The organism is Nostocoides sp., from assembly GCF_035343835.1.
Lineage (GTDB): Bacteria > Actinomycetota > Actinomycetes > Actinomycetales > Dermatophilaceae > Nostocoides_A > Nostocoides_A vanveenii.
This window is the reverse complement of the sequence record NZ_DAOQZV010000006.1, coordinates 1-23,598: the sequence shown is the minus strand read 5'-3', so window position 1 is coordinate 23,598 and position 23,598 is coordinate 1. Positions and strand designations below refer to the sequence as shown.

Annotated in this window: 30 protein-coding genes and 1 pseudogene; 1 reads left to right on the top strand and 30 read right to left on the bottom strand. The window is 66.8% G+C overall.

Annotation, left to right across the window (positions count from 1 at the left end; translation table 11 throughout):
• Window positions 1-61 precede the first annotated feature (61 nt).
• From PKH97_RS01140 to PKH97_RS01090, 11 genes are all read right to left on the bottom strand, one after another.
• Window positions 62-430: a hypothetical protein gene (locus PKH97_RS01140; protein WP_324385555.1), complete on the bottom strand. Its 369-nt coding sequence runs from the start codon at window positions 428-430 to the stop codon at window positions 62-64.
• Window positions 431-478: 48 nt separating this feature from the next.
• On the bottom strand, window positions 479-877 hold the full coding sequence (locus PKH97_RS01135) for a hypothetical protein (RefSeq protein WP_324385554.1): 399 nt from the start codon (window positions 875-877) through the stop codon (window positions 479-481).
• A gap of 37 nt (window positions 878-914) precedes the next feature.
• Window positions 915-1,301, bottom strand: a complete 387-nt coding sequence (locus PKH97_RS01130) for a hypothetical protein (protein ID WP_324385553.1) — start codon at window positions 1,299-1,301, stop codon at window positions 915-917.
• 265 nt (window positions 1,302-1,566) lie between these two features.
• Window positions 1,567-1,953 carry a hypothetical protein gene (locus tag PKH97_RS01125; protein ID WP_324385552.1) on the bottom strand — a complete coding sequence of 129 codons (387 nt, stop codon included), beginning with the start codon at window positions 1,951-1,953 and terminating at the stop codon, window positions 1,567-1,569.
• Between the two features lie 316 nt (window positions 1,954-2,269).
• On the bottom strand, window positions 2,270-5,206 hold the full coding sequence (locus PKH97_RS01120; RefSeq protein WP_324385551.1) for an ATP-binding cassette domain-containing protein: 2,937 nt from the start codon (window positions 5,204-5,206) through the stop codon (window positions 2,270-2,272).
• Window positions 5,203-7,449 carry an NHLP family bacteriocin export ABC transporter peptidase/permease/ATPase subunit gene (locus PKH97_RS01115; protein ID WP_324385550.1) on the bottom strand — a complete coding sequence of 749 codons (2,247 nt, stop codon included), beginning with the start codon at window positions 7,447-7,449 and terminating at the stop codon, window positions 5,203-5,205. Before PKH97_RS01115 ends, PKH97_RS01120 begins: the two co-directional genes overlap by 4 nt.
• A 2-nt stretch (window positions 7,450-7,451) precedes the next feature.
• Window positions 7,452-8,243: a biotin/lipoyl-binding protein gene (locus tag PKH97_RS01110; protein WP_324385549.1), complete on the bottom strand. Its 792-nt coding sequence runs from the start codon at window positions 8,241-8,243 to the stop codon at window positions 7,452-7,454.
• Entirely contained in the window at window positions 8,240-9,634 is a 1,395-nt protein-coding gene (locus PKH97_RS01105) for a SagB family peptide dehydrogenase (protein ID WP_324385548.1), read from the bottom strand. Before PKH97_RS01105 ends, PKH97_RS01110 begins: the two co-directional genes overlap by 4 nt.
• A gap of 22 nt (window positions 9,635-9,656) precedes the next feature.
• On the bottom strand, window positions 9,657-11,927 hold the full coding sequence (locus PKH97_RS01100; protein WP_324385547.1) for a TOMM precursor leader peptide-binding protein: 2,271 nt from the start codon (window positions 11,925-11,927) through the stop codon (window positions 9,657-9,659).
• Between the two features lie 60 nt (window positions 11,928-11,987).
• A complete protein-coding gene (locus tag PKH97_RS01095) occupies window positions 11,988-12,173 on the bottom strand; it encodes a hypothetical protein (protein WP_324385546.1) in 186 nt (61 codons plus the stop codon).
• Window positions 12,174-12,207: 34 nt separating this feature from the next.
• Window positions 12,208-13,011: a methyltransferase domain-containing protein gene (locus PKH97_RS01090; RefSeq protein ID WP_324385545.1), complete on the bottom strand. Its 804-nt coding sequence runs from the start codon at window positions 13,009-13,011 to the stop codon at window positions 12,208-12,210.
• Window positions 13,012-13,396: 385 nt separating this feature from the next.
• Here PKH97_RS01090 and PKH97_RS01085 point away from each other — a divergent pair, with 385 nt between their 5' ends.
• Window positions 13,397-13,822 carry a hypothetical protein gene (locus PKH97_RS01085; protein WP_324385544.1) on the top strand — a complete coding sequence of 142 codons (426 nt, stop codon included), beginning with the start codon at window positions 13,397-13,399 and terminating at the stop codon, window positions 13,820-13,822.
• 184 nt (window positions 13,823-14,006) lie between these two features.
• Here the strand turns inward: PKH97_RS01085 and map are convergent, their stop codons facing one another.
• From map to rpsS, 19 genes and pseudogenes are all read right to left on the bottom strand, one after another.
• Entirely contained in the window at window positions 14,007-14,840 is an 834-nt protein-coding gene (map, locus tag PKH97_RS01080) for a type I methionyl aminopeptidase (protein WP_324385543.1), read from the bottom strand.
• A gap of 2 nt (window positions 14,841-14,842) precedes the next feature.
• Window positions 14,843-15,415 carry an adenylate kinase gene (locus PKH97_RS01075; RefSeq protein WP_324385567.1) on the bottom strand — a complete coding sequence of 191 codons (573 nt, stop codon included), beginning with the start codon at window positions 15,413-15,415 and terminating at the stop codon, window positions 14,843-14,845.
• Between the two features lie 34 nt (window positions 15,416-15,449).
• Complete coding sequence (gene secY / locus PKH97_RS01070; protein ID WP_324385542.1) at window positions 15,450-16,757, bottom strand: preprotein translocase subunit SecY; 1,308 nt, start codon at window positions 16,755-16,757, stop codon at window positions 15,450-15,452.
• A gap of 205 nt (window positions 16,758-16,962) precedes the next feature.
• On the bottom strand, window positions 16,963-17,445 hold the full coding sequence (gene rplO / locus PKH97_RS01065) for a 50S ribosomal protein L15 (RefSeq protein ID WP_324385566.1): 483 nt from the start codon (window positions 17,443-17,445) through the stop codon (window positions 16,963-16,965).
• Window positions 17,446-17,447: 2 nt separating this feature from the next.
• A complete protein-coding gene (gene rpmD, locus PKH97_RS01060; protein WP_324385541.1) occupies window positions 17,448-17,630 on the bottom strand; it encodes a 50S ribosomal protein L30 in 183 nt (60 codons plus the stop codon).
• Window positions 17,630-18,271, bottom strand: a complete 642-nt coding sequence (rpsE, locus tag PKH97_RS01055) for a 30S ribosomal protein S5 (RefSeq protein ID WP_324385540.1) — start codon at window positions 18,269-18,271, stop codon at window positions 17,630-17,632. The genes rpmD and rpsE overlap by 1 nt, the downstream gene beginning before the upstream one ends.
• Window positions 18,272-18,314: 43 nt before the next feature.
• Entirely contained in the window at window positions 18,315-18,689 is a 375-nt protein-coding gene (rplR, locus tag PKH97_RS01050; protein ID WP_324385539.1) for a 50S ribosomal protein L18, read from the bottom strand.
• A gap of 2 nt (window positions 18,690-18,691) precedes the next feature.
• Window positions 18,692-19,231: a 50S ribosomal protein L6 gene (rplF, locus tag PKH97_RS01045; protein ID WP_324385538.1), complete on the bottom strand. Its 540-nt coding sequence runs from the start codon at window positions 19,229-19,231 to the stop codon at window positions 18,692-18,694.
• 11 nt (window positions 19,232-19,242) lie between these two features.
• Window positions 19,243-19,641: a 30S ribosomal protein S8 gene (rpsH, locus tag PKH97_RS01040; RefSeq protein WP_324385537.1), complete on the bottom strand. Its 399-nt coding sequence runs from the start codon at window positions 19,639-19,641 to the stop codon at window positions 19,243-19,245.
• A 96-nt stretch (window positions 19,642-19,737) separates the two neighbouring features.
• Window positions 19,738-19,923, bottom strand: a complete 186-nt coding sequence (locus PKH97_RS01035) for a type Z 30S ribosomal protein S14 (RefSeq protein ID WP_324385536.1) — start codon at window positions 19,921-19,923, stop codon at window positions 19,738-19,740.
• Between the two features lies 1 nt (window position 19,924).
• Window positions 19,925-20,485 (bottom strand): 50S ribosomal protein L5, encoded by a 561-nt coding sequence (rplE, locus tag PKH97_RS01030; protein ID WP_324385535.1) that lies wholly within the window; start codon window positions 20,483-20,485, stop codon window positions 19,925-19,927.
• Window positions 20,485-20,820, bottom strand: a complete 336-nt coding sequence (gene rplX, locus PKH97_RS01025; RefSeq protein WP_324385534.1) for a 50S ribosomal protein L24 — start codon at window positions 20,818-20,820, stop codon at window positions 20,485-20,487. The genes rplE and rplX overlap by 1 nt, the downstream gene beginning before the upstream one ends.
• A gap of 2 nt (window positions 20,821-20,822) precedes the next feature.
• Entirely contained in the window at window positions 20,823-21,191 is a 369-nt protein-coding gene (gene rplN / locus PKH97_RS01020; RefSeq protein WP_324385533.1) for a 50S ribosomal protein L14, read from the bottom strand.
• A complete protein-coding gene (gene rpsQ / locus PKH97_RS01015) occupies window positions 21,188-21,475 on the bottom strand; it encodes a 30S ribosomal protein S17 (RefSeq protein WP_324385532.1) in 288 nt (95 codons plus the stop codon). Before rpsQ ends, rplN begins: the two co-directional genes overlap by 4 nt.
• Window positions 21,476-21,495: 20 nt before the next feature.
• Window positions 21,496-21,708: pseudogene (rpmC, locus tag PKH97_RS01010) on the bottom strand (50S ribosomal protein L29); the annotation flags it as partial.
• Complete coding sequence (rplP, locus tag PKH97_RS01005) at window positions 21,708-22,127, bottom strand: 50S ribosomal protein L16 (RefSeq protein ID WP_324385531.1); 420 nt, start codon at window positions 22,125-22,127, stop codon at window positions 21,708-21,710. The gene rplP and the pseudogene rpmC, both read right to left, overlap by 1 nt.
• Window positions 22,128-22,134: 7 nt before the next feature.
• On the bottom strand, window positions 22,135-22,929 hold the full coding sequence (rpsC, locus tag PKH97_RS01000; RefSeq protein WP_324385530.1) for a 30S ribosomal protein S3: 795 nt from the start codon (window positions 22,927-22,929) through the stop codon (window positions 22,135-22,137).
• A complete protein-coding gene (gene rplV, locus PKH97_RS00995) occupies window positions 22,929-23,315 on the bottom strand; it encodes a 50S ribosomal protein L22 (protein WP_324385565.1) in 387 nt (128 codons plus the stop codon). Before rplV ends, rpsC begins: the two co-directional genes overlap by 1 nt.
• Before the next feature lie 14 nt (window positions 23,316-23,329).
• Window positions 23,330-23,598 (bottom strand): 30S ribosomal protein S19 (gene rpsS, locus PKH97_RS00990; RefSeq protein ID WP_324385529.1); only part of this gene is annotated, 269 nt, incomplete at its 5' end.

Genomic DNA, 23,598 nt, shown 5'->3' with positions numbered 1-23,598 from the left:
ACGGGCAGCGTGGCCGGCAAGCGGTCACGCTGCCCGTCGTGGCAGTGCCTGAATGTGCTGATCAGCAGCAGCAGCAGCAGCAGGGAACCTCGCCGGCGGCAACCTCGTCGAGGTCGCTCTCGGACAGGTCCGAGCTCTCCGCGGCGGGCGCAGCGGGCAGGTGGAGCTGCATGACGCCGCTCTCCAGGCCCTTCTCATAGAGCGCGGCCTGGACATCGAGGGCCGCCTCGTTGCCCTGTCCGGCGTAGGGGTTGACCTCGCCCGCCACGTGCCGCACGACCTGGACGGACACGTTCGCCGGCAGTTCCAGGCCGACCTCGGCCAGCGCGCCGCGCGGGTCGGAGTCGATGCGCTGCGAGAACGACTCGTCGGTCCAGTCCTTGATGAGGAACTGGAGGTAGATGTCGCGGAAGTCCTTCGAAGACGTCATGTCAGTTTTCCTTTTGTCAGTTCACGGTTGGATGGAAGTGGATGGAAGTCAGATCGTGCAGCTGCTACACGCGGGGCAGCAGCAGCAGCAGTAGGTCGTTCCCGCGGAAACGGCGTTGAGGTCCTCGACGTCAAGGTCTTCGTTGTCGATCACCGGGGTGTCCGGCACATGGAAGACGAAGTCACCGGATTCCAGGCCGGCCTCGTAGAGCGCGATCTGCGCCTCGAGGTCGCCGGATCCCGCTGCCGCAGAACCGATCTGCTCAGCCGTGTGACGCACGATCATGACGCGCGCACCGGCCGGCAGCTCGACGCCGGCTTCGGCAACCGCGGCGGCCGGGTCCGACCCGTTGAGCCGCGCGGCAAAGGCCTCGTCGCCCCAACTGGTCAGCAACATGTGCGAATAGGCATCGACGAACCGGCGTCGCGCCGTCTGTGAGAGTGTCATGCGATCGCCCCTGCGGTTGTCGTAGTCGAAGGGGTGGTCAGCCGCAGCAGCAGCAGGGGCAGCAGCAGCAGTTGATGTCGCCGCCGGCGACCTCGGCCAGCTCGTCGACGTCGAGCTCGGAGGTGTCGATCTGCGGGGTGGCCGGGATGTGGAACTCGAAGTTGCCCGACTGCAGGCCGGCTTCGTAGAGCGCGACCTGACGGTCGAGACGACCCTCCTGGCTCTGCTCCGCCTGGGCGCTGGTGGGCTCGCCCCGGCCGATGGTCACGGTGGCGTTCTCCGGCAGCACGAGGCCGACCTCGGCCAGCGCTGCGCGGGGGTCCGACTCAAGGCGAGCGGCGTAGTCGTCATTCGACCAGCTGGTCAGCAGCGCCTTGGTATAGGCGTCGATGAACTCGTTCTTCTGGGCTTCGGTCAAGGCCATGTGATTCTTCTCCTGGATCGTCCGGCGGCTTTACATTCCGTCGGTTTTGCTTGGGCGAGAACGATATTTCTCCCCCTGCACTACGGTCCGGTAGCTCTGCGCGCACCGGGGCGAGGCGTAGTGGTGGCCGATGTCGTGCACTCGCTCACGGGTGCATACCTAGCGCTGCGGGTTGGGTGCGTAGCCGACCGATTGCGGATGCGACAACGGCTGGGCCCTGCGTTGACGCAAGGCCCAGCCGAAGGTCGTTGACGCAGGTTGTGCGTCAGCCGCAGCAGCAGCAGGGGCAGCAGCAGCAGTTGATGGAGCCGCCGGCGACCTCGGCCAGCTCGTCCACGTCGAGCTCGGAGGTGTCGATCTGCGGGGTGGCCGGGATGTGGAACTCGAAGGTTCCCGACTCCAGGCCGGCCTCGTAGAGCGCGACCTGACGGTCTAGGCGACCCTCCTGGCTCTGCGCTGCGGCAGCCGGGTCAGCAGCCGCACGAGTGATCTCGATGACCGAGCCCTCCGGCAGGTCCAGGCCGACCTCGGCAAGGGCCGCACGCGGGTCGGACTCGAGGCGAGCGGCGTACTCGTCGCTCGACCAGCTCGAGAGCAAGGCCTTGGTGTAGGCGTCGATGAATTCGTTCTTCTGAGCCTCGGAAAGTGCCATGTCCTTCTCCTCAATCACAATGGTTGACAACTACACGGATGCCCGAAATCCGTTGGCGCGGTTAAGGATCCAACTTCTCCGGACAAGCTCAATCCTGGCCTCGAAGCGGCTGCGGTGGGAGTGGACGGGCAACGCAAGCAACGCGTACTACCTACCGGCGCTGCGCACCGACGTAGCGGGTCGTACCGAGTGGGCCGATGCGCATACGTAGCCGTTCGAGCCAGCGCCGACATCGCTGCGACGGGCCGGGCGCTGGACATGGGACGGCCGCCCGGGTGGAGGGATCACCGGGCGGCCGTCGGGTCGACGGGATCAGTCAGGCGGCTTCCTGCCGGCGCGCGAGTTCGGCGAAGACGCCGTCCCGCTGCGCCATCAACTCCTCATAGGTGCCGCATTGCACGATGCTGCCACCGGCCATGACGAAGATCCGGTCCGCATCCCTGATGGTGGAGAGGCGATGAGCAACGACGATGCGGGTCGCATTCAAGGCGCGCGTCGCCTCGGCGACCACCCGCTGGGTCGGGTTGTCCAGCGCCGACGTCGCCTCGTCGAAGATGACGAACCGCGGACGGTTGACCAGCGCCCGGGCGATCATCAGGCGTTGGATCTGACCACCCGAGAGACTTGCCGCCGCCTCGTTGACGACGGTAGCCAGGCCCATCGGCATCGCCTTGATCACGCCACTGAGGCCGGCCATGTCGGCGGCTTCCCAGATCTCGTCCTCGGTGTAATGACCGCCACCGGAGATATTTGCGCGAATGTCGCCGGGCATCAGCGCCCCGGACTGCAGGACGACGCCACACTGCGCACGCACGGCGGGCAGGTCGAGTTCACCCAGATCCTGGCCGTCGTAGAGGACGGCGCCCTGATGCGGTCGACTAAAGCCGAGCATCAGCCGCACGATCGTCGACTTCCCGCTCCCGGAGGGACCGACGATCGCGACGAACTCACCGGGCTGCACATCGAGCGAGACGTCGTCCAGCACCAAGGGGCCGTCCTCGCCGTAGCGGAAGGACACGCCGCGCAACGTGATATTGCCCGATAATTCCCCCGGATGAGCCTTGCCGATGCCGGCTTCCGGCTCCGCCCCGAGCAACGGATCGAGGGACTCGACCATCGGCACGATCGCGCCGGCGGTCAGCACGCTGCCGGTGAACATCAGCAGGGCGTTGATCATCAAGGTGAAGGCGGTCAGGAAGGACAGCAGTGACGGGAGCGCCATCGGAGTCGGGCTCAGATTCGCCACGAGGAAGACGACGGCGAGCGCCAGCAGCGGGTAGACACCATTGAAGATGGTGACGCGGTCCTGTGCTGCGCGGCTGGCCAGCACCTGCGCCTGCACGACGCGCTGCTGGTCCGACCACCGCATGAAGGCGCGCTCTTCCGCAGCGGCTGCGCGGATTTTCGTCATCGCACTGAGGATTTCGTAGCTCATGCCGGTGAGCTTCTGCTCCGACTCATAGCGCGCGCGCTCGATGAGCAACACCCGCCGGCCGTTGATCAGGCAGTAGGCCAGGGCTCCTGCCGCGAGGACCAGACCGACCAGAGCCAGCTTGACGTTGTAGAAGAACACGACGCCAAGGTTGGCGATCACGACGACCAGGCCGAGTGTTCCGGCGACAACCACGCCGCTCAACAGTTCCTGCGCCGACTTCATGCTGAGCACGATGGTGCCCAATCGCCCGGTCGAGTGCTTCTGGAAGAAGGTCACCGGCAGATCCAGCAGACGTCCCCAGACCCCCGTCTGCGTCTTGGCGATGACGGACCCCTGCAGACGGAGCACCGTGAGGTTCTGCACGATGGAGAAGGCTGCGGCAATGCCCGCGCTGGCGATGACGGCCACTCCGCCCTGGATGATCATCGATCGGTTGGCCGAGGCGACATATTCGCCGAGGATCTTCCCGCCCAGGATCGGCGTCAGCAATCCGATGACGCCGATCAGGACAGCCATGGCGCCGAAGAGCCACAGTTCGCTGCGCAACCCAGCGAACCCGTAGGCCAGCAGTCCCCGCACCGTGGTGACCTGCGCGGGCAGGCGCGGATACACCGTCCAAACCTGCCGGCCGGCCGAGAAGTGCGTCTCGCCCGTCACCCGGACGGGGCGTTCCAACCACCGGCCGAAGGCGACATACCCACCTTCTTTGAACAGATAGGCGACGGGCAAGTGATCGGGACCCCAGTATCCGACGAGGGGACCCATATCCGTTGTCCACCAACGGCCTTCGAGCCGTATGGCGCGCGTTCTGACCCAGCCGCTAGACCCGAGATCCTCGTAGTCGGCGATCCCCCGACTGTGGACGATCGACGCCGGGACGGTGGCATCCTCGTGCATCTCGCGCAGCACCTGAACGGTCGCATCGACCAACCCCGGGGTGACGCCGGCGAGCCGCCGGACCGCGTGGTCCGGCTCCTCGGCGGCCAGGAGCGCATCATTCTCCTCGCGCACGCGCAGGGGTGCTAGCCGGTCGCGTTCGGCCGCCGAGCGGACGGCCGCCTCGGCGACACCAGCGTCGCGTTCGACGGTGCGGTCGACAAGGTAGAGGAAGCGCGACCAGTGCCCCACCAGCCGATGCCAGAGCAGGTCGCCGACGATCAGATCGCGGGTGGTGCGGGTGCGAAGCACCGCGGGCTCGTCCAGACGCAACCAGTCTTGGCGATTGAGGCAGAAGTTGTCACCCGGCTGGTGGGGTGCCTGCTCGGCACCTTGCAGCACCTGCCCGGAGATCACATCGACCCAGATGAGCGCGTCGATCGTGCGAAGCACCTCGTGAGCGCCGAACTCGCACGAGGCATCAGCCGGTAGCACGGTGAAATCCCTTGGCGGAAGCGGTCGTCCGACCCCTTTGTCGATTTTGCGCAGGGTGGCGTCGACCCCCTCCGCGAGGGCCTCGACGAGGGCCTCCCGCTGCTGCGGCGGGGCCGTCCGCACACGCGCACGCAGCCGCGTGAGCGGGATCGTGGCCATCCGTGCCTGGCCGACCCGCCGGCACAGGACCCGGTGGCGCGGTCCGGCGACCGGCCCGGCCAGGACGTCGCCAGGTGTCAACCGGGCCAGGGCATGCCAGGGACCGACGGGGTGCCCGTCGCGCACCTGAACCGCGAACAGGTCAACCGCCCCGGCCTCCACGATCAAGACGTCGTCGGCCGTCAACACCAGGTGCATGTCGCGGTCGGAGAAGAGCACCGGCTCGGTCGGCGCCGGGAAAGCCACGGTCCGATCATCGGCGGCGATGATGGCGTCGTCGGCGTTCATGCGCTCTGCTCCGTCTTGGTCGCGGACTCGCTCTGGACGAGCTGGTGATAGGCGCCGCCGAGGAGCATCAGGTCCTCGTGCCGGCCCTGTTCGACGACCCGGCCGTTCTCGACGATCATGATGACGTCGGCGTCGCGAACGGTCGAGAGGCGGTGGGCGATGATCATCAAGGCGCAACCGCGGCGGCGCAAGTTGTCCATAACCCGGCGTTCGGTCGCGGTGTCCAAGGCGCTGGTGGCCTCGTCCAGAACGACCAGGGTGGGATCGCTGACCAGGGCGCGAGCCAACTCCAGCCGCTGGCGCTGCCCACCGGAGAAGTTGGTGCCTCCTTCGGCCACGGCCGCGTTGATGCCGCCGGCCCGCCGCGAGATCACGTCGAAGACCTCGGCATCGCGAAGCGCCCGCAGCACGCTCTCATCGCGGACTTCGCTGTCCCAGAAGCAGATGTTCTCTCTGACCGTCCCCTCGAACAGGGTGGTCGTCTGGTCGACATAGGAGACCGAGCGGGCCATCGACTGCCTGCTCCAGCGATGTCGCGGCAGTCCGTCGAACAGGATCAGGCCGTCCGAGGGTTCCAGCAGGCCGGCCGCCAACTTGGCGATCGTGGACTTGCCGGACCCGGATGCTCCGACCAGCGCCACCCGCATTCCGGGTTCGAGGCTCAGATCTAGACCGACGACAAGCGGCGCGAGCAGCGGTCCGAAGGTGAAGTCGACCTTTGCGAACTCCAGGCTGCCCGACAGGACGTGTCCCTCGGTGTCATCGGGTTCGAGGGCGAAGGCCGGGTCCAGTTCATAGCGTTCGGCGTCCCGCAGCCGGTGTAGCTGCGCCTGCATCTCCTGCAGGGCGCCCGCCTGATTGGTCAGCTGGGTCAACGGCCGGGTGAAGGTCGCCAGGAGCGCCTGGAAGGCGAAGAGCACCCCGACCGTGATCGCCCCGTCGGTGACACGCAGGCCGCCGACGAGCATGACCAGGCCGGAGTTGACGGTGGCGAGCATCGGCGGCACCACCGTGATCAGGGCGGTCGGCATACCGAGTTTCTGGCCTTCGGTCATCGCCTTGGCCAGCGACCCGGACCACCGCGCGAAGGACGCGTGCTCGGTCCCTGACGACTTCACGGTCTCGATCGCCGAGATCGTATGCAGCGTGGCCACCGCCAGCCGGCCCTCCTCCGCCTCCAGGGCGGTGGCATTGTCGATTCGCCGGCGCATCACCGCGCGCAGCACGGCGAGGTTGATCAGGGCGACGGCGATGGCGAGGCTGCCGAGCAGGAGGTCCTGGAACAGCAGCGCGGCACCGTAGACGACGATGAGCAGGAGGTTGACGCACGTCACGACCAGGTCGCGGGTGACGGTCTGGGCGACTTGCCGGTTGCTGCTCAGCCGGCGGCCGAGCTCACCGGCACGACGCTGGAGATAGAAGCCGATCGGGAGGCGCAACAGGCGATAGAGGAAGCGGCCGCTCGAGACCAGTGCGGTGCGCGCCTCGACCAGTCTCAGGTAGTGGGTCTGCACGCTGGTGAGGATCAGCACCCCGGCCGCGCAGACCGCCAGGCCGCCGATCAGAGGCAGCACGGAGAGCCAACCGGGCTTGCCATACGCCGAATCGATGAAGTACTGCGTAAAGATCGGCGAGACGATCCCCGGAATCACCAGCACGATGCTGGCCAGCAGGGCGAGCGCCAGCCCACGGCCGGTCTTGGACGTCCGCTCCCGGAGCATGGAGACAACCTTCGGCGGGGCGCCACCGGTGATGAAGTCATCCCCCGGGACCAGGTCGAGAACGATCCCGGTGAATCCCTGGTCGAACTCCGTCAACGGCATCCGGCGCGGACCCGACGCCGGGTCGTTCAGCAGGACCATCGTCTGGCCACCACGGCGCTCGAAGCCGTTGACGACCATGAAATGCTGGAAGGCCCAGAAGACGATCACCGGATGATCGAGTGCCAACAACGGCGGCAACTCCATCCGCCGGCCCTTGCCCGCCAGTCCGTACTGACGGGCGGCGTCCATCACATTCTTGGCCGTGGAACCGTCGCGTGAGATCCCGCACGCGACCCGCAACTCCTCCAGCGGGACGAACCGTCCGTAGTGCGCGAGCAGGATGCTCAGCGACGCCGCGCCACACTCGACCGCCTCCATCTGGATGACGGTCGGGGTGCGGCGCGTCGTGGCGCGCCGGCCGACCAGGCCCCGGCACTCCTGCTCCACGCGCGGCGGCGTCGAGCGCAAACGGGTGGGCATGATCAAACTCCCAACAGGATGGAGACGGGCTTGACGCCACCGAGTGAGAGTTCACCGCTGACCGGAGTCCGGGACTGCAACTGCACGGGCGGTCCCGAGACACTCGTCCACTGGTAGCCCGAGAAGGTCTGCGGGTCATCGAGCAGTCGCACCGTCACCAGGTGGGTGTTGGCTTCGAGGTGTTGGGCGGAGTCTCCCGTGACCTGGGCGACCTGCTGCGCGCTCGCTGGGAACTGGCTCACCGACACGACGACGCCCTTGAGACGGCCGAAGATCCGCGGGTTCACCCCGGGCAACTCCAGCGTCACTTCTTGCTGCGGGTGTACGAAGGGCACCATGTCCCCGCCCACGAGCAGGGTCGCGCCGAGGGCCGCGTCCACGCTCTGCTCGATCTGGATCAGGTCGTCGCCGGGTGACACATAGGCGCCGACGCCGGCGTTCACGGCGACCACTCGGCCACTCACCGGTGCCGAGACGGCGACGATGCCACCCGAGCTACGGATGGTGCCGATGGAGTCGCCGACGGCAACAGTGTCGCCGGACCGGATCGGCAGACCGGTCAGCGAGCCCGCCACCGCCGCCTCGACCGTCGTCACTCCGCCGGGGAAGGTGATCAGGCCCGAGGCCGAGGCATAGCGGGGAATCGATCCGAGGAAGCCCCAGAGACCGATCATCACCGTGGTGATCAGGACGGTGAAGACGGCAACCCAGCCGCGCGGAGTCGCCAGCAGCAACGGGGAGTCGAGTTGGTCGGGGTGACGCTGCCGCTCCAGCGCCTTGAACCGGAACTTCATGGCCGGCCCCAAGGGTCGGCTTCGGCGGGGTCGAAGGAGCCGAGGACCATCATGCCCACCGCCCCCTCCTCGAGGGGGTCGGCGCCGGTGGCCGCCGCGAAGAGCCCGAGCGAGGTCCCGCCGATGCCGCACACACCCAGCCCGAGCGGCTCGGCATTGAGGTAGATCGTCTGGTAGACGACACCGACGTGCTTGGTCAGCAAGGAGTAGGGCATGCCCTGGTACTTCCACATCAGCCGCCCGAACCGCGCCGCGAAGATCAGGGCGAACGGCGGGGGGATCGCGCCCCGTGTGGTCATCTGGACATCGGCGTTGACCCGGGCCCGGATGACCGGGTCACTGGTGACCGGATCGAGTTGATGACGTTCCGGCGCATAGCGATACACCCCGGGTGCCAACCCCGCGATGTCGTTGGCGACCACATAGGTCTCGATCTCGTGCACGGATCCGCCGCTCGGGTAGGGACGGTCGACCACATCGAGGCCGTGGTCGTCCGGGTGCACCTGGCGAACGCGCAGAGAGCGGTAGAGCAGCGCCCCCAGCTGGTCGAGCGTCGTCGCGCCACCCTGGAAAACACGACGGCTTCGCCGCCGCTCCATGACGTCCGCCAGCGGCGGGTCCGTATGCCGTGCGGTCGCCAAGTCCGGGACCGGCAGGTCGACCGGGCTGACCCCATCCGGCACCGGGCGGGCATACGGCAAGGGGTCGAAGTCGGCGGCAAGGTGGTAGGTGCCTCCGTAGCCGTCGGCGCCACGGGATTCGTTGTTCCGCCGGTGAAACCACAGATCGGCGGCGTGCCATTGGCGAACGCGCCGCGAACTCTGCTCCTCCTGAGTGAGCAGCAGCCGTGCGGTGCACAACATGGCGAGCACGGGCTCCGGCAACCGGGTCAGATCCCCGGTGGCCAGCGTTGCATAGAGGTCCGGACGGAGGATCACCTGCAAGTGCGAGGCGCCAGACTGGACGACGACCCCACCGGCCGAGACGGTCGCCACGGCGTGCGGGCTCAGGCCGCGGGTCACGACGTCGGCCGGCAGCGGCAATAGGGCGACCGGCTGGGCCCCCTCGGTCGTCAGCGTCGCGATCGGGTCGCCGCCGGGCTCGAAGAGCACGTGCTCAAAGACTCCGAGTTGCTGAAGTCGTTTGATGGCGCGTTGGGCGACAACCGCGGCCGCCAGCTGACCCGACGCGATCATCGCTCGGCGCACGACCTCCTCGGCAGCGGCCGGTCCGTCCACGAGGTCGAGGATTGCCCGGACCACTGCCGGGTCAGGGACCTCGACCCGCTGTTGCCAGCTGGTGCCGCGGACCATCAGCCCGCCGTCGGTGCTCTCGAGTGCGACGCTCGCTCGGATTGCGAGAACGGTTGTGACAGTGAGTGTTTCGAGCATGGGACCGGACCCCCTTTGGTTCCTAGAAGAAGACGCCGATGGGATTGACATCCGACTCGGCAATGGCGTCGGCGCGCCATCCGAGCTGGACGGGAATGTCGTAGATCCGGCCCGGGCCCGTGCGCCGCCAGAAGTGACGCATGCCCGGGACGAACACCTTCGCGACCGCGAGGTCGATGTCCGCACGCGACTGGTTGACGACGATCGTCTCCATCCCGGCTGCGGCGAGGTCGTCGACGCAGTACTGCACGATGCCCCCCAAAGTCGCGGGAATCTCGCGCTCCATCTCCTCCAGGGTGCGCAACGCAGTGTTCGGGTCGGGGAGGATCCACGGCTCCGACGCACACGTCCGCGTCTTGCACCACTCCAAGGTCGCCGCATCATCGACCTGATAGATCGTGTTGCCTTCGGCATCCCGTCGCCGCACGAAGGGCAGGAACTGGTTGAGTTCGGTCAGCGCACGGAAGAAGGCGATGTGCGGGTCGGGGTGCGCGCCAAAACCGACCATGATGTCTTCGACGTCGTGGTCGCGTCGGCTAAAGGCAGCGAAGGTCGAGACGCCCAGGTCGTTGGAGAGATCGATCACCCACAGGTTGCGGTCCATGCTCGCGTAGAAGTCGCGCATCAATCCCACATACGGGTCGCTGACCGAGTCCAGGTCGATGCCCGGGCGGGCGATCCGGTTGAACCACCACAAGGCAACCGCATCGCGCTCGTAGACTTCGCAAAGTCCTTGCAGGACAGCCTCGTCCATGGTGTTGCCAGCAGCGCCACCATTCGAGTCGGTCATCGTGAAGATGTGGTCGCTCTGGCGCAGGTCCGGATGTCCGAACCAGATCATCGCCGACGGGACCAGAACTTCTTCGCCCGTCGTCAAGGAACGCGCCGGCGTGAAGTGGACCGGACGATCCTGATCGAAGCGATGCGGGATCTTCTGCAGGCGGTTGCGCGGATCGGCGTTCCAGGTCTCACGAATCGCGTACTGGTGATCGGAGAACCGCAGGTAGTCGGCCGGGTGCAGGGCGCGCTGGTCGAGGGCGTTCCACGTGGAGAGGATCTCGGGGACGTCCGGGCTCCACACGCCCGAGTAGCGCTCCAGCGCCTCGCAGATCCCCGAGACCTTGGCCTGGATCTCGGTGCGACCCTTGCCACCGGACTGGCCGCGCATGTTGTTGCGCAGCAGGTCCATATTGTCGCCCATCATCCCGAAGTTGTGCCCCGCAGCGAAGGAGTAGGTGATGCCCTCCTCATCGACGTCCAGCGGCGTCAAGCGCGAGACCGCGCCGAGGATGTGGCTGATGTGGTGCTCGAGGCGGTCGTAGGTCTCCTTGGGCGTGCAGACCCGGTAGCCGCCGTCCTCAAGGTGTTGTGCGGGCGCGTCGGTGAGCTGGACCTCGCTGGTCCGCCGCAGGCTGCTGGCATCCTCCACGGAGAACTGTGGCTGGTTGACCAGGGTGTGGCTACGCGTCTCATACGTCTTGACATCGAGCGAGCGCATCGCGCCCGCGAGCTCACCGGGCAAACCCGCTGCGAGAGCAATGATTTCGTTGGCGACGATGCCGGCTGCGATGCCCACGGCACCCGGTGCGAGGCCCGCTGGCTGGACCGCCGGATAGGACGCACCCGACTTGCCCGCCAAATAGCGTTCCACTTGCCGGTTGGCCGCAATGCGGTCCTCGACCGACTCCCAGCACCCGGTCTCCCCCGCGATGAAGCGGGGGCCGACCCACACTTCCCGGCCGGCCGGCTTGACGAGAATCCACTGCACACCCTCTGACTTGAAGTGCTTGTTGATCTCCCGCAGCGGCGCCTGGAGGTAGTCCCTGACGGCGACCACGACCACGTCCGCCGCAGCGGCATCGAAGACCGTGGCCGCCGGCCGGACCGCGACCTGTCGATAGCTCGCGAGGGCGGCACCGAGCGCATCGGCCATGGCGAACTCGGTCAGGTCCATGACGGCCACGTCGTATGCCTGCGTCCGACCGTGGAAGGCGTCGGCACGCTTACCGAAGCTCTCGACATAGGCCCGCGCCGGCCCGGCATCCGCCGCAACCGGCAGCACGTGGCCGGCCTTTTGCAGTTTGGCCAGCTCCAGAAGGATCCGATCCGGCGACATGCTGGGCGCGAGCGCCGACATGATGTCGGACATCGAGCGTCGGCCGTCGATCAGCTTGGCAACCCGGGCCGTGTCGGGATTCTCGACGATGCTGGCCTGCTCGTCATTGAGCAGGAAGAGCAGCTTGTCATCGACAACTTCCACCCGCAGGCTCTCGCGGAAACGTAGCGCGCTCACACCTTTTCCTTTGTCTTGTGTCGTCAGGTCGTTGTGGGGTAAGGGTTTTCGTGCGAGCCGTCAGTAGGCGGGGCGGCGCATGAGCAACCAGCCGCTGACGAAGCCGACCATGCCCACCGCGCCGAACAAGACCGCCTTGGTGGAGTCGGCGGGCGTGCTCTGGAGGTTGGCGACGGCCAGGACGATGCCGACAACGCCCCAGATGAAGCAGAAGATGGCGAGGAAGGTCTTCAGGTTGGGGTTCATTTGCAAGGCTCCTTTGGTGACAGGGTCGGACGGATCAGGGAGACACCGCATGCACGGTGTGGACATTGATCGAGATGAAGGCATCGGGGTCGCGCAGGAAGTTCTCCCAGGACCACCCGACGACGGCGAGTTGTTCGATGGTCAGCGCCCCGGATGAGACAAGGGGGACATAACGGTCCGGACCCATGTGGACGGCGAAGGCGCTGATCGGGTGATCGTCGGTGGTGACCGCCGAGGTGACGGGATCGACCTGCGTGAAGCCGGCCTCGACCAACTCGGCCGGGATCTTTTTCACGACATAGCGATCTCCGCCGTCGGCGGCCTGGAGCGTACGCAATTCGCTGAAGATGGCGACGAGGCCACGGACGACTTTGCCACTGCTGGTGCCGGCATCGCTGTCGTCCACGTCGATGACGTGCAGCCGCCCACCGGGGACCAGGACGCGCCGAATCTCGGCGAAGACCTCGGCGCGGACGCGCTGGGTCAAGTGCTGCGCGACGAAGCGCATGACGACATCGTCGACACTGTTGTCCGCCAATGGGATTCGTCCGTCGACGATGGGCAGGACGGGCGGTTCGACGCTCGCGAGCAACTCGTGGTCGACATCGCTGCCGTAGACAACGGAGTCGGGCAGAGCCGCGCGCAATCGTCGGGTGACCGCGCCATTGCCACTGCCCAGGTCGAGCACGATGCCGCCGTGACGCAAGCCGTGGGCAAACATCGCCTCGAACTCGCGCGGACAGCTCAGAGCGGCTTGGCGCTCGAGGCGGTCGTATTCGACACCGCGCGCGTAGCCGGTGCCGACGATGTAACTGCCGGAGATGGATGCGGTGGTCATGCAGCAACACAACCCGCGAACGACGACCGGCCTCAACCCCTGTGCGCCTCTTTACGCACCGCGGCCCGCGCTCCTGCGCACCCCTCGGCGGTGCCTACGCAGCGCTCGGCACTGACCGGTCGCCGAATTTACCTACCCCGGCAGTCCAGCCAGGTGATCGCCCGCCAGGCGATCCCATCGGGACCCGCAGATCTCGTTCGTCGTGACGCGCAGGTCCCTCACCGAGCCGGGGCCGTGGCGGGCACACTGAGTCGAGTCAATCGTAAAATTTTGCTGAATTTCCGCATTCTGGTGGCGCGCCTAAGTGGAAGGGAGGACGCTTCACATTGCGCTCATCGAAGATATCGGCCTACTGCCGGATCGAGGGGCGTCAGAGAGGAAAATCATGAACGTCCTACGCTCCCTCACCACGGCAGTTGCGGCCGGCGGGCTCGTGCTCGGCGCAAGCACCGCCGCTAGCGCCGAACCCGCGGGCGCCAGCACCGGCGCGGCGCCCGTTACCTGCAGGATCAAGGCCGGAGCGCCTTATCTCAGCGGCGGGTTGATCAAAGGCGACGGCCGGATCGATTGCACGTCGGCCGTGGCGGCCCTGCAGATGAAGGTCACCGTCCAGAAGAAGATGGGCACCCGTTGGGTCAATGTCGGCACCCCCGCCCAGGGCACCCGGTACGACGTCATCGCCGTCTGGGGCACGGCATACGTCGGCTTCAGCCACGGCGTCTACCGCACCAAGTCCACCGGCAAGGTGCTCTTCTATGGATCGTCCGTGTGGCGTCCGATCAGTGCGGTGAGCGGTCCCCGCTCGGCCTGATCCGGAACGAGATCACTCGAACGCCGGCGATACGCCGGGCGCGCGGTTTGCCGCCCGGCGTGTCCTCGGTCGTGTTACGAAACCACGGACGGACGGGGTCCCCGCGAAGTATTGGAGCTGGGTCCCACGCTCTGCGTGGGCCGAAGGAGCGAAAAACTTCGGGGGGTGTCCTAGGTGCGTGGCCTCATGACAACGGGGCGTATGCCGTGCCCAACCGCCCGGCTCCACCGTCGATGGCAGTGAGCACCCAGATGCCGCCCGCATGGCAGGCCACAGTGTGCTCCCAATGGCTCGCTCGCGAGCGGTCCAGCGTGACGACGGTCCACTGGTCGGCCAACACCTCGTTGGCCTGGTCCCCCAATGTCACCATCGGCTCGATGGCCACCGTGCAGGCCGACTTGATGGTCGGGCCGCGTCCGGCGACGGCATAGTTGGGCACATTCGGCGACATGTGCATCTCGCGGCCGATGCCGTGACCGACGTAGTCCTCGACGATGCCGTAGGCGCGACCGTCGCGTTTTCCGGTCTCCAGGATCGAGCGTTCGACGGCTGCGCCGACCGCAAATAGATCGCGCCCGACTTTCAGCGCCGCGATCCCGGCCCAGAGCGATGCCTCGGTCGCGTCCATCAACGCCAGGTCCGCGGGCGCGCCGGCCGCCCGCCCGCCGACGATCAGCGAAATCGCCGCGTCCCCGTGCCAGCCGTCCACGATGGCGCCGCAGTCCACGGAGAGCAGATCGCCGTCGCACAGTACCCGCTCCCCCGGGATCCCGTGGACGATCTCCTCGTTCACCGACGTGCACAACGTATGCCGATACCCCGGGACCTCGGCGAAGGACGGCCGCCCACCGTGGTCGCGAATGAAACCCTCGGCCAGCGCGTCGAGATCACCGGTCGTCATGCCGCCGCGAACTGAGGCGCCGAGCATCTCCAGGCACTGCCCGACGAGCAGCCCAGCAGGACGCATCGCTCGCACCTGATCCAGGCTCTTGGTCTCCAGTCGCTCCCGGCCGAACATCGTCAGTGCTGCTTGACGTCCAGCGCGGCGAAGATCCGGTCGCTGACCTCGTCGACCTCGCCCAGACCATCGACCTGCACCAGCAAGCCCCGCTCGGCGTAGAGCGTCGCGAGCGGCGCGGTCTGGGCGTGGTAGATCGCCATCCGCTCGCGGATCACCTCTTCGGTGTCGTCGGCGCGGCCCTCGATCTCCGCCCGCCGAAGCAGCCGGCCCACAACCTCGTCCTCGTCAACGGTCAACTCCAGGACCGCGTCGAGTTCGCCGTCGTGCTCGGCCAGCACGGTGTCGAGCGCGACCACCTGATCGGAGGTGCGCGGGTAACCGTCCAGGAGGAACCCGGGCACGCAGTCCGCCTCGGCGAGGCGGTCGGCGACGATCGCATTGGTGATGTCGTCGCTGACATACCCGCCCGCGGCCAGGATCGACTTGACCTGCAGGCCCAGCGGGGTCTCGTTCTTGATGTTGGCGCGGAAGATGTCGCCGGTCGAGATCGCCGGGATCCCGTAGTGCTCGGCGATCCGGCTCGCCTGGGTCCCCTTGCCCGCACCGGGGGGGCCGAAGATGATCAAACGCATCATTGGGTGGTCACTCTTTCCGACTGGGGGCGGGTCAGCGCAGGAAGCCCTCGTAGTGGCGCTGATGCAACTGCGCCTCGATCTGCTTGACGGTCTCGAGACCGACGCCGACGATGATGATGATCGAGGTGCCACCGAACGGGAAGTTCTGGTTGGCGCCGATGGCGGCCACCGCGATCAACGGGATCAACGACACCGCCGCCAGGTAGATGGCGCCGACGACGGTGATCCGCGTCAGGACGTACTGGAGATACTCGGCCGTGGGTCGCCCGGCGCGGATACCTGGGATGAAGCCGCCATACCTTTTCATGTTGTCGGCGACCTCCTCCGGGTTGAAGGTAATCGAGACGTAGAAGAAGGTGAAGAAGAGGATCAAAAGTGTGTAGATCGCCATATAGATCGGGTGATCGCCGCGCACGAGATGTCCGTCGATCCACTCCACCCAGCCGGCGCTGCGGCCGGTCGGGTTGCGGTTGAACTGGGCCACCATCATCGGCAGCGCGAGCAGTGAGCTGGCGAAGATGACCGGGATGACGTTGGCCATATTGACCTTGATCGGGATATAGGTCGAAGTTCCGCCGTACATCTGCCGGCCGACCATCCGCTTGGCGTACTGAACCGGGATCCGCCGCGTGCTCTGCTCGACGAAGACGACCAAGGCGATGATCACGAAGCCCATGGCGACGATCGCCAGGAAGGTGAACCAGCCCTTCTGCTGCTTGATCAGCCACAGCGCACCGGGGAAGGTCGAGGCGATCGAGGTGAAGATCAACAAGGACATGCCGTTGCCGATGCCCTTGTCGGTCATCAACTCACCGAGCCACATGATCAGACCCGTGCCTGCCGTCATCGTCAGCACCATCAAGGCGATGGTGAACAGCGAATCATCGACCATGATGTTGGTGCAGCCCTGCCACAAGGTGCCCGGGTTCTGCGCGAACGTCACCAGGGTGGCGCTTTGCAGGATGGCCAGCCCGATCGTCAGATAGCGCGTGTACTGCGTCATCTTGGCCTGACCGGTCTGGCCCTCCTTCTTGAGGGTCTCGAACCGCGGGATGACGACGGTGAGCAGCTGAACGATGATGCTCGCGGTGATATACGGCATGATGCCGAGCGCGAAGACCGACAGCTGCAGCAGCGCTCCACCGCTGAAGAGATTGGCCAGGCCGAGGAAGCCGGAGTTGGTGGGCGAGTTCTTGATGCACTGCTGCACCAGGGAGTAGCTGACCCCCGGCGTCGGGACGTGGGCGCCGAGCCGGTAGATCGCGATCATCGCGAGGGTGAACAGCAGCTTCTTGCGCAGGTCAGGCGTCTTGAACGCGCGACCGAAGGCCGTTAGCAATGTCGTGGTCCCCTTCTGGTGCGGCCCGGTGGGGCCGCGTCTGTGGTCGATCCGGTGGGCGGGGCGCCCGATGAAAGATACCCCGGGCGGACACGCGGACCGAACCCTGGCTGGTGGCTCAACGCCGTATGCCGTGAGGTGAGTTCCCGGGGGAGCTCGCCTCACGGCATACGTGCGTCATGCGTCGTGCGGCCACTGTGGCCGGTCAGGCCGAGGCGACCGATCCGCCGGCGGCCTCGATCTTGTCCTTGGCGCTCGCCGAGAACGCGTCGGCGGTCACGTGGACCGCGACGGTGATCTCGCCGGTGCCGAGCACCTTGACCAGTTCGCCGGAGCGCACCGCGCCCTTGGCGACCAGGTCCTCGACCGTCACCGCGCCACCCGAGGGGTAGAGCGCCGAGATCTTGTCGAGGTTGACGACCTGGTAGGTCGTGCGGAAGGGATTCTTGAAGCCGCGCAGCTTCGGCAGCCGCATGTGGATGGGCGTGGACCCACCCTCGAAGGCCGGCGAAACCTGGTAGCGGGCCTTGGTGCCCTTGGTGCCACGGCCCGCGGTCTTGCCCTTGGAGCCCTCACCGCGACCCACGCGGGTCTTGGCGGTCTTGGCTCCGGGAGCCGGACGCAGGTGGTGGACCTTCAGCGCGTGCGTCGACGCCGCGCCGGCACTCTTCTTGGCGTTGTCCGCCATACTCACTCGACCTCCTCGACGGCCACCAGGTGGCGGACCGTCCGGACCATACCCCGGATCTCGGGGCGGTCCTCCTTGACGACGACATCGCCGATGCGCTTGAGGCCCAGGGTGCGCAGGGTCTCCCGCGCGCTGTGCTTCTCGCCGACGATGCCCTTGAGCTGGGTCACCTTAAGGCGTGCCATCAGACACCAGCCCCAGCGGCCTGGGCCCGCAGCATGGCGGCCGGGGCGACCTCATCCAGGGGCAGGCCGCGGCGGGCCGCGACCTCTTCGGGACGCTCGAGGCCCTTGAGGGCCGCGACCGTCGCGTGGACGATGTTGATGGAGTTGTCCGAGCCGAGGCTCTTGGAGAGAACGTCGTGGATGCCGGCGCACTCGAGCACGGCGCGCACCGGGCCACCGGCGATGACACCGGTACCGGGAGCGGCCGGGCGCAGCATGACGACGCCGGCGGCGGCCTCACCCTGGACGGGATGCGGGATGGTGCCCTGGATCCGCGGGACCTTGAAAAAGGCCTTCTTGGCCTCTTCGACGCCCTTAGCGATCGCGGCGGGGACCTCACGGGCCTTGCCGTAGCCGACGCCGACAGTGCCGTCACCGTCGCCGACGACGACGAGGGCGGTGAAGCTGAAGCGACGCCCACCCTTGACGACCTTGGCAACGCGGTTGATGGTCACCACGCGCTCGAGATACTGGCTCTTCTCGGGGGCTTCGCGGCGGTTGTCGCGGCCACCGTCACGGCTGCCGCGACGCTCGCCGCGTTCGTTGGTCCGGTCGCCGCCGCGGTCGGCGCCGCCGGTGCCTCGACGCTGGGGTCCGGGCATCAGATGTTCCTCATCTCGAGAGTTGCGGTCTGCTGCAGCGAGGTCACAGTTCGAGACCTCCCTCGCGGGCGCCATCGGCGATGGCGGCGACGCGACCGTGGTACTTGTTGCCACCGCGGTCGAAGACGACCGCCTCGACGCCGGCCGCCTTGGCCCGCTCCGCGAGCAGTTTGCCGACCGATCTGGCCTTGGCGCTCTTGTCGCCCTCGAAGCTGCGCAGGTTGGCTTCCATGGTGGAGGCGCTGGCCAGCGTCTTGCCGACGGTGTCGTCGACGACCTGGACGAAGACGTGGCGGGCGCTGCGCGTGACGACCAGGCGCGGACGCGCGCTGGTGCCACTGACGTGCTTGCGGACGCGGTCGTGGCGACGGCCACGGGCGGCGGCCTTGCTCTTGCCGCGCTTGATGATCATTGCCATGACTACTTCTTTCCAGCCTTTCCGACCTTGCGGCGGATCTGCTCGCCGGCGTAACGAACGCCCTTGCCCTTGTACGGGTCGGGCTTGCGCAGCTTGCGGATGTTGGCGGCAGTCTCGCCGACCAACTGCTTGTCGATCCCCTGCACCGAGAACCGGGTCTGGTTCTCGACGGCGAAGGTGATGCCGGCCGGCGGCTCGACGGTGATCGAGTGGCTGTACCCGAGTGAGAACTCGAGGTTGGAACCGCGCGCCATGACGCGGTAACCGGTGCCGTAGATCTCCATCTTCTTCTCATAGCCGTCGGTGACCCCGAGGACCATGTTGTTGATGAGGGTGCGGGTCAGGCCGTGCAGCGAGCGCGAGAGGCGCTCGTCGTCGGGCCGGGAGACCTCGACGCCGCTCTCGCCCTGCGCGATCGTGATCGGCTCGGCGACGACGTGGGACAGCTCGCCCTTGGGGCCCTTGACGGTGACGGTCTGACCGTCGATCGCGACGGTGACCCCAGCGGGGACCGTGACCGGGAGACGTCCGATTCGAGACATCCGAATGCTCCTTACCAGATGTAGGCGAGGACTTCCCCACCCACACCCTTGCTGGCCGCCTGCTTGTCAGTGAGCAGGCCGGACGACGTGGAAATGATCGCGATCCCGAGACCACCCAAAACCTTGGGCAGGTTGGTCGACTTCGCGTAGACCCGCAGGCCAGGCTTGCTGACGCGGCGGATGCCGGCGATCGAGCGCTCCCGGTTGGGGCCGTACTTGAGGTTGATCGTCAAGGTCTTGCCGACCTCGGCGTCCTCGACCTTCCAGGAGGCGATATAGCCCTCCGCCTGAAGGATCTCGGCAATGTGCGACTTGAGGTTCGAGAACGGCATGGAGACCTCGTCGTGGTGCGCCGAGTTGGCGTTCCGGACGCGGGTCAACATGTCCGCAATCGGGTCAGTCATGGTCATGGGCGAGCGTGCCCTCTCTCACCGCGGTTTCCTTTCGGACCTTCGGTGTGGATGTGGATGATTTCGGTATGCGGTGTAGTCACGCGGTTGCGTGACTCACCAGGAGGACTTGGTGACGCCCGGGAGCTCGCCGCGGTGGGCCATCTCGCGCAGGCAGATCCGGCACAGGCCGAACTTGCGGTAGACCGAGTGCGGACGCCCGCAGCGCTGGCAGCGGGTGTAGCCACGGACCTTGAACTTCGGAGCCTTGGCGGCCTTGTTCTTCAGGGCGGTCTTGGCCATGTCAGTTCTCCTTGAAGGGGAAGCCGAGCGCCTTGAGCAGCGCGCGTCCCTCGTCGTCGTTCGTCGCGGTCGTCACGACCGTGATGTCCATGCCGCGGACGCGGTCGATGCGGTCCTGGTCGATCTCGTGGAACATCGACTGCTCGGTCAGGCCGAAGGTGTAGTTGCCGCGGCCGTCGAACTGCTTGGGCGAGAGCCCACGGAAGTCGCGGATACGCGGCAGCGCCACGGTGACCAGGCGGTCGAGGAACTCCCACATGCGGTCGCCGCGCAGCGTCGCGTGGGCGCCGATCGGCATACCTTCGCGGAGCTTGAACTGGGCGATCGACTTGCGTGCCTTGGTGACCTGCGGCTTCTGGCCGGTGATCGCGGCGAGATCGCGGATCGCGCCCTCGATCAGCTTGCTGTCCTTGGCGGCATCGCCGACACCCATGTTGACGACGACCTTGACGACGCCCGGGACCTGCATGACGTTGTCATAGGCGAACTGCTCGGTCAGCGCCGAGCGGACCTCGTCGGCATAGCGCGTCTTCAAGCGCGGCTTGGTTGCGGTGTCACTCATCAGATGTCCTTCCCGGAGCGAGCGGCGACGCGCACGCGGGTGGTCTTGGTGCGACCGTCGCGCTCCACCTGCTCGACGCGGGTGCGGACCCGGGTCGGCTTCTTGTCAGCGGGGTCGATGATCGCCACATTGGAGACGTGGATCGGGGACTCCTGGACCACGAGGCCACCGGTGCCACGGGGACCCGGCTTGACGTGGCGGGTGATCTGGCCGACGCCCTCGACCGTGACCCGCTCGGTCTCGGTGTTGACGGCGATGACCTTGCCCTGCTTGCCTTTGTCCTTGCCCGTGAGGACCTGGACGGTGTCGCCCTTCTTGATCTTCATCTTGGCCATGGTCAGAGCACCTCCGGTGCCAGCGAGATGATCTTCATGAAGCGCTTCTCGCGCAGCTCGCGGCCGACCGGGCCGAAGATGCGCGTGCCGCGCGGGTCGCCATCGTTCTTGAGGATGACGGCCGCGTTCTCGTCGAAGCGGATGTAGCTGCCGTCGGGACGACGACGCTCCTTGGTGGTGCGAACGATGACGGCCTTGACGACGTCACCCTTCTTGACATTGCCGCCGGGGATCGCGTCCTTGACGGCGGCGACGATGACGTCGCCGATGCCGGCATACCGGCGGCCGGAGCCACCGAGCACCCGGATGCAGAGGATCTCCTTGGCGCCGGTGTTGTCGGCGACCTTGAGGCGTGACTCCTGCTGGATCACTTGGCCTTCTCCAAAATCTCCACGACGCGCCAGTGCTTGGTGGCACTGAGCGGACGGGTCTCCATGATCAGGACGCGGTCACCGATGCCGGCGGCGTTCTGCTCGTCGTGCGCCTTGACCTTGTGGCTCTTGCGCATGACCTTGCCGTAGAGCGCGTGCTTGACGCGGTCCTCGACCTCGACGACGACGGTCTTGTCCATCTTGTCGCTGACGACATAGCCCTGACGGGTCTTGCGGTCGTTGCGCTCCACGCTGGCCTTCTCTTCCACAGTGTTCTCGCTCATGCTCAGGCCTCCGTGCCGCCGATGCCGAGCTCGCGCTCACGCATTTCGGTGTAGATCCGGGCGATGTCCTTGCGGACCGCGCGCAGGCGGCCGTGACTCTCCAGTTGGCCGGTGGCCGACTGGAACCGGAGGTTGAACAACTCCTCCTTGGCCTTGCGCAGCTCTTCGACGAGACGGTCCTCATCGAGGCCACGCAGTTCCTTGGACGTCAGGTCCTTGCTCCCGACTGCCATCAGATGTCACCACCTTCACGCTGGACGAAGCGGCACTTCATCGGCAGCTTGTGCATGGCGAGGCGCATGGCCTCGCGCGCTGTCTCCTCGGGCACGCCGGAGAGTTCGAACATGATGCGGCCGGGCTTGATGTTGGCCACCCACCACTCGGGGGACCCCTTACCGGAACCCATCCGGGTCTCGGCCGGCTTCTTGGTCAGCGGACGGTCCGGGTAGATATTGATCCACACCTTGCCGCCACGCTTGATGTAGCGGGTCATGGCGATACGTGCGGACTCGATCTGCCGGTTGGTGACGTAGGCCGGCTCGAGAGCCTGGATGCCGTACTCACCGAAAGCGAGGACGTTGCCGCCCTTGGACATACCGGAGCGCCCGGGGTGGTGCTGCTTGCGGTGCTTGACGCGACGCGGGATCAGCATCGGATCATCACACTCCCTCGGTAACGGCCTCGGCGGCAGGTGCGCTCGCCTCGGTGGTGTCGGTGGTGCTGTCGCGACGGGCCCGAGCGGGGCGGTCGTCGCGGTCACGACGGGGGCCACGCGGCGGGCGCGGGGCGCCGACCTGGGCGGCGGCGAATTCCTTCTCCGTCATGTCCCCCTTGTAGATCCACACCTTCACACCGATCCGGCCGAAGGTGGTCTTGGCCTCGAAGAAGCCGTAGTCGATGTTCGCGCGCAGGGTGTGCAGGGGCACACGGCCTTCGCGGTAGAACTCCGAGCGGGACATCTCGGCGCCGCCGAGTCGGCCGGAGCACTGGATCCGGATGCCCTTGGCGCCGGCGCGCAGGGCCGACTGCATGCCCTTGCGCATCGCGCGACGGAAGGTCACACGGGCCGAGAGCTGCTCGGCAATGCCCTGGGCGACCAGCTGCGCATCGATCTCGGGGTTCTTGACCTCGAGGATGTTCAGCTGTACCTGCTTGCCGGTCAGCTTCTCCAACTCACCGCGGATGCGGTCGGCCTCGGCGCCGCGGCGGCCGATGACGATGCCCGGGCGGGCGGTGTGGATGTCGACGCGGACGCGGTCACGGGTGCGCTCGATCTCCACGCGGGAGATGCCGGCGCGCTCCATGCCCTTGGCCATGAGGCGACGGATCGCCACGTCTTCCTTGACATAGTCGCGGTAGCGCTGACCCTCCTTGGTGGAGTCGGCGAACCAGCGGCTCTTGTGATCGGTGGTGATGCCCAGACGGAAGCCGTGCGGGTTGACTTTCTGACCCATTAGCGGGCTCCTGCCTTTCCGGCCGTCTGCGAGGTGGTGGTCTTGGGGGCCACGAAGACGGTGATGTGGCTCGTGCGCTTGTTGATGCGACCGGCGCGGCCCTGGGCACGCGGGCGGAATCGCTTCATCGTCGGGCCCTCGTCGACAAACGCGGCGCTGACGATCAGGTCGCGCTCATCGAAGGCCACCGAGGCGGCATCGGCCTTGACACGGGCGTTGGCGATGGCGCTCTGCAGCACCTTCAGCACCGTCTCGCTGGCGCCCTGCGGGGCAAAGCGCAGCGTAGCGACGGCAGCGTCCGCCTGCTTGCCGCGGATCAGGTCCACGACGCGGCGGGCCTTCTGCGGGGTGACCCGCGCGTGGCGGGCGACCGCCTTGGACTCCATGGTGTTCTCCGTGCTCATCGACGACGGCCCTTCTTGTCGTCCTTGATGTGACCCTTGAAGGTGCGGGTCGGGGCGAACTCGCCGAGCTTGTGGCCGACCATCGACTCGGTCACGAAGACCGGGATGTGGGTCTTGCCGTTGTGCACGGCGAAGGTGTGACCCAGGAAGTCCGGCGCGATGACCGACCGGCGTGACCAGGTCCTGATGACGTTCTTGGAACCCTTGGCATTGGCGTCGTCCACCTTCTTCTGGAGGTGGCCGTCGATGAAGGGGCCCTTCTTCA

Excerpts from the sequence above, each read along its gene's own strand:
- rpmD (WP_324385541.1), bottom strand. The coding sequence starts at position 17,630 with ATGGCACGCCTTAAGGTGACCCAGCTCAAGGGCATCGTCGGCGAGAAG.
- PKH97_RS01120 (WP_324385551.1), bottom strand. The coding sequence starts at position 5,206 with ATGAACGCCGACGACGCCATCATCGCCGCCGATGATCGGACCGTGGCT.
- PKH97_RS01125 (WP_324385552.1), bottom strand. The coding sequence starts at position 1,953 with ATGGCACTTTCCGAGGCTCAGAAGAACGAATTCATCGACGCCTACACC.
- PKH97_RS01090 (WP_324385545.1), bottom strand. The coding sequence starts at position 13,011 with ATGACCACCGCATCCATCTCCGGCAGTTACATCGTCGGCACCGGCTAC.
- PKH97_RS01115 (WP_324385550.1), bottom strand. The coding sequence starts at position 7,449 with ATGCCCACCCGTTTGCGCTCGACGCCGCCGCGCGTGGAGCAGGAGTGC.
- map (WP_324385543.1), bottom strand. The coding sequence starts at position 14,840 with ATGTTCGGCCGGGAGCGACTGGAGACCAAGAGCCTGGATCAGGTGCGA.
- PKH97_RS01130 (WP_324385553.1), bottom strand. The coding sequence starts at position 1,301 with ATGGCCTTGACCGAAGCCCAGAAGAACGAGTTCATCGACGCCTATACC.
- rplV (WP_324385565.1), bottom strand. The coding sequence starts at position 23,315 with ATGGAGTCCAAGGCGGTCGCCCGCCACGCGCGGGTCACCCCGCAGAAG.
- rplO (WP_324385566.1), bottom strand. The coding sequence starts at position 17,445 with ATGGCGGACAACGCCAAGAAGAGTGCCGGCGCGGCGTCGACGCACGCG.
- PKH97_RS01135 (WP_324385554.1), bottom strand. The coding sequence starts at position 877 with ATGACACTCTCACAGACGGCGCGACGCCGGTTCGTCGATGCCTATTCG.
- rplE (WP_324385535.1), bottom strand. The coding sequence starts at position 20,485 with ATGAGTGACACCGCAACCAAGCCGCGCTTGAAGACGCGCTATGCCGAC.
- PKH97_RS01105 (WP_324385548.1), bottom strand. The coding sequence starts at position 9,634 with ATGCTCGAAACACTCACTGTCACAACCGTTCTCGCAATCCGAGCGAGC.
- rpsQ (WP_324385532.1), bottom strand. The coding sequence starts at position 21,475 with ATGAGCGAGAACACTGTGGAAGAGAAGGCCAGCGTGGAGCGCAACGAC.
- rpsC (WP_324385530.1), bottom strand. The coding sequence starts at position 22,929 with ATGGGTCAGAAAGTCAACCCGCACGGCTTCCGTCTGGGCATCACCACC.
- PKH97_RS01110 (WP_324385549.1), bottom strand. The coding sequence starts at position 8,243 with ATGAAGTTCCGGTTCAAGGCGCTGGAGCGGCAGCGTCACCCCGACCAA.
- rplX (WP_324385534.1), bottom strand. The coding sequence starts at position 20,820 with ATGGCCAAGATGAAGATCAAGAAGGGCGACACCGTCCAGGTCCTCACG.
- PKH97_RS01075 (WP_324385567.1), bottom strand. The coding sequence starts at position 15,415 with ATGCGTTTGATCATCTTCGGCCCCCCCGGTGCGGGCAAGGGGACCCAG.
- PKH97_RS01085 (WP_324385544.1), top strand. The coding sequence starts at position 13,397 with ATGAACGTCCTACGCTCCCTCACCACGGCAGTTGCGGCCGGCGGGCTC.
- PKH97_RS01035 (WP_324385536.1), bottom strand. The coding sequence starts at position 19,923 with ATGGCCAAGACCGCCCTGAAGAACAAGGCCGCCAAGGCTCCGAAGTTC.
- PKH97_RS01095 (WP_324385546.1), bottom strand. The coding sequence starts at position 12,173 with ATGAACCCCAACCTGAAGACCTTCCTCGCCATCTTCTGCTTCATCTGG.
- rpsE (WP_324385540.1), bottom strand. The coding sequence starts at position 18,271 with ATGCCCGGACCCCAGCGTCGAGGCACCGGCGGCGCCGACCGCGGCGGC.
- rplF (WP_324385538.1), bottom strand. The coding sequence starts at position 19,231 with ATGTCTCGAATCGGACGTCTCCCGGTCACGGTCCCCGCTGGGGTCACC.
- PKH97_RS01140 (WP_324385555.1), bottom strand. The coding sequence starts at position 430 with ATGACGTCTTCGAAGGACTTCCGCGACATCTACCTCCAGTTCCTCATC.
- rplR (WP_324385539.1), bottom strand. The coding sequence starts at position 18,689 with ATGGCAATGATCATCAAGCGCGGCAAGAGCAAGGCCGCCGCCCGTGGC.
- rpsH (WP_324385537.1), bottom strand. The coding sequence starts at position 19,641 with ATGACCATGACTGACCCGATTGCGGACATGTTGACCCGCGTCCGGAAC.
- rplP (WP_324385531.1), bottom strand. The coding sequence starts at position 22,127 with ATGCTGATCCCGCGTCGCGTCAAGCACCGCAAGCAGCACCACCCCGGG.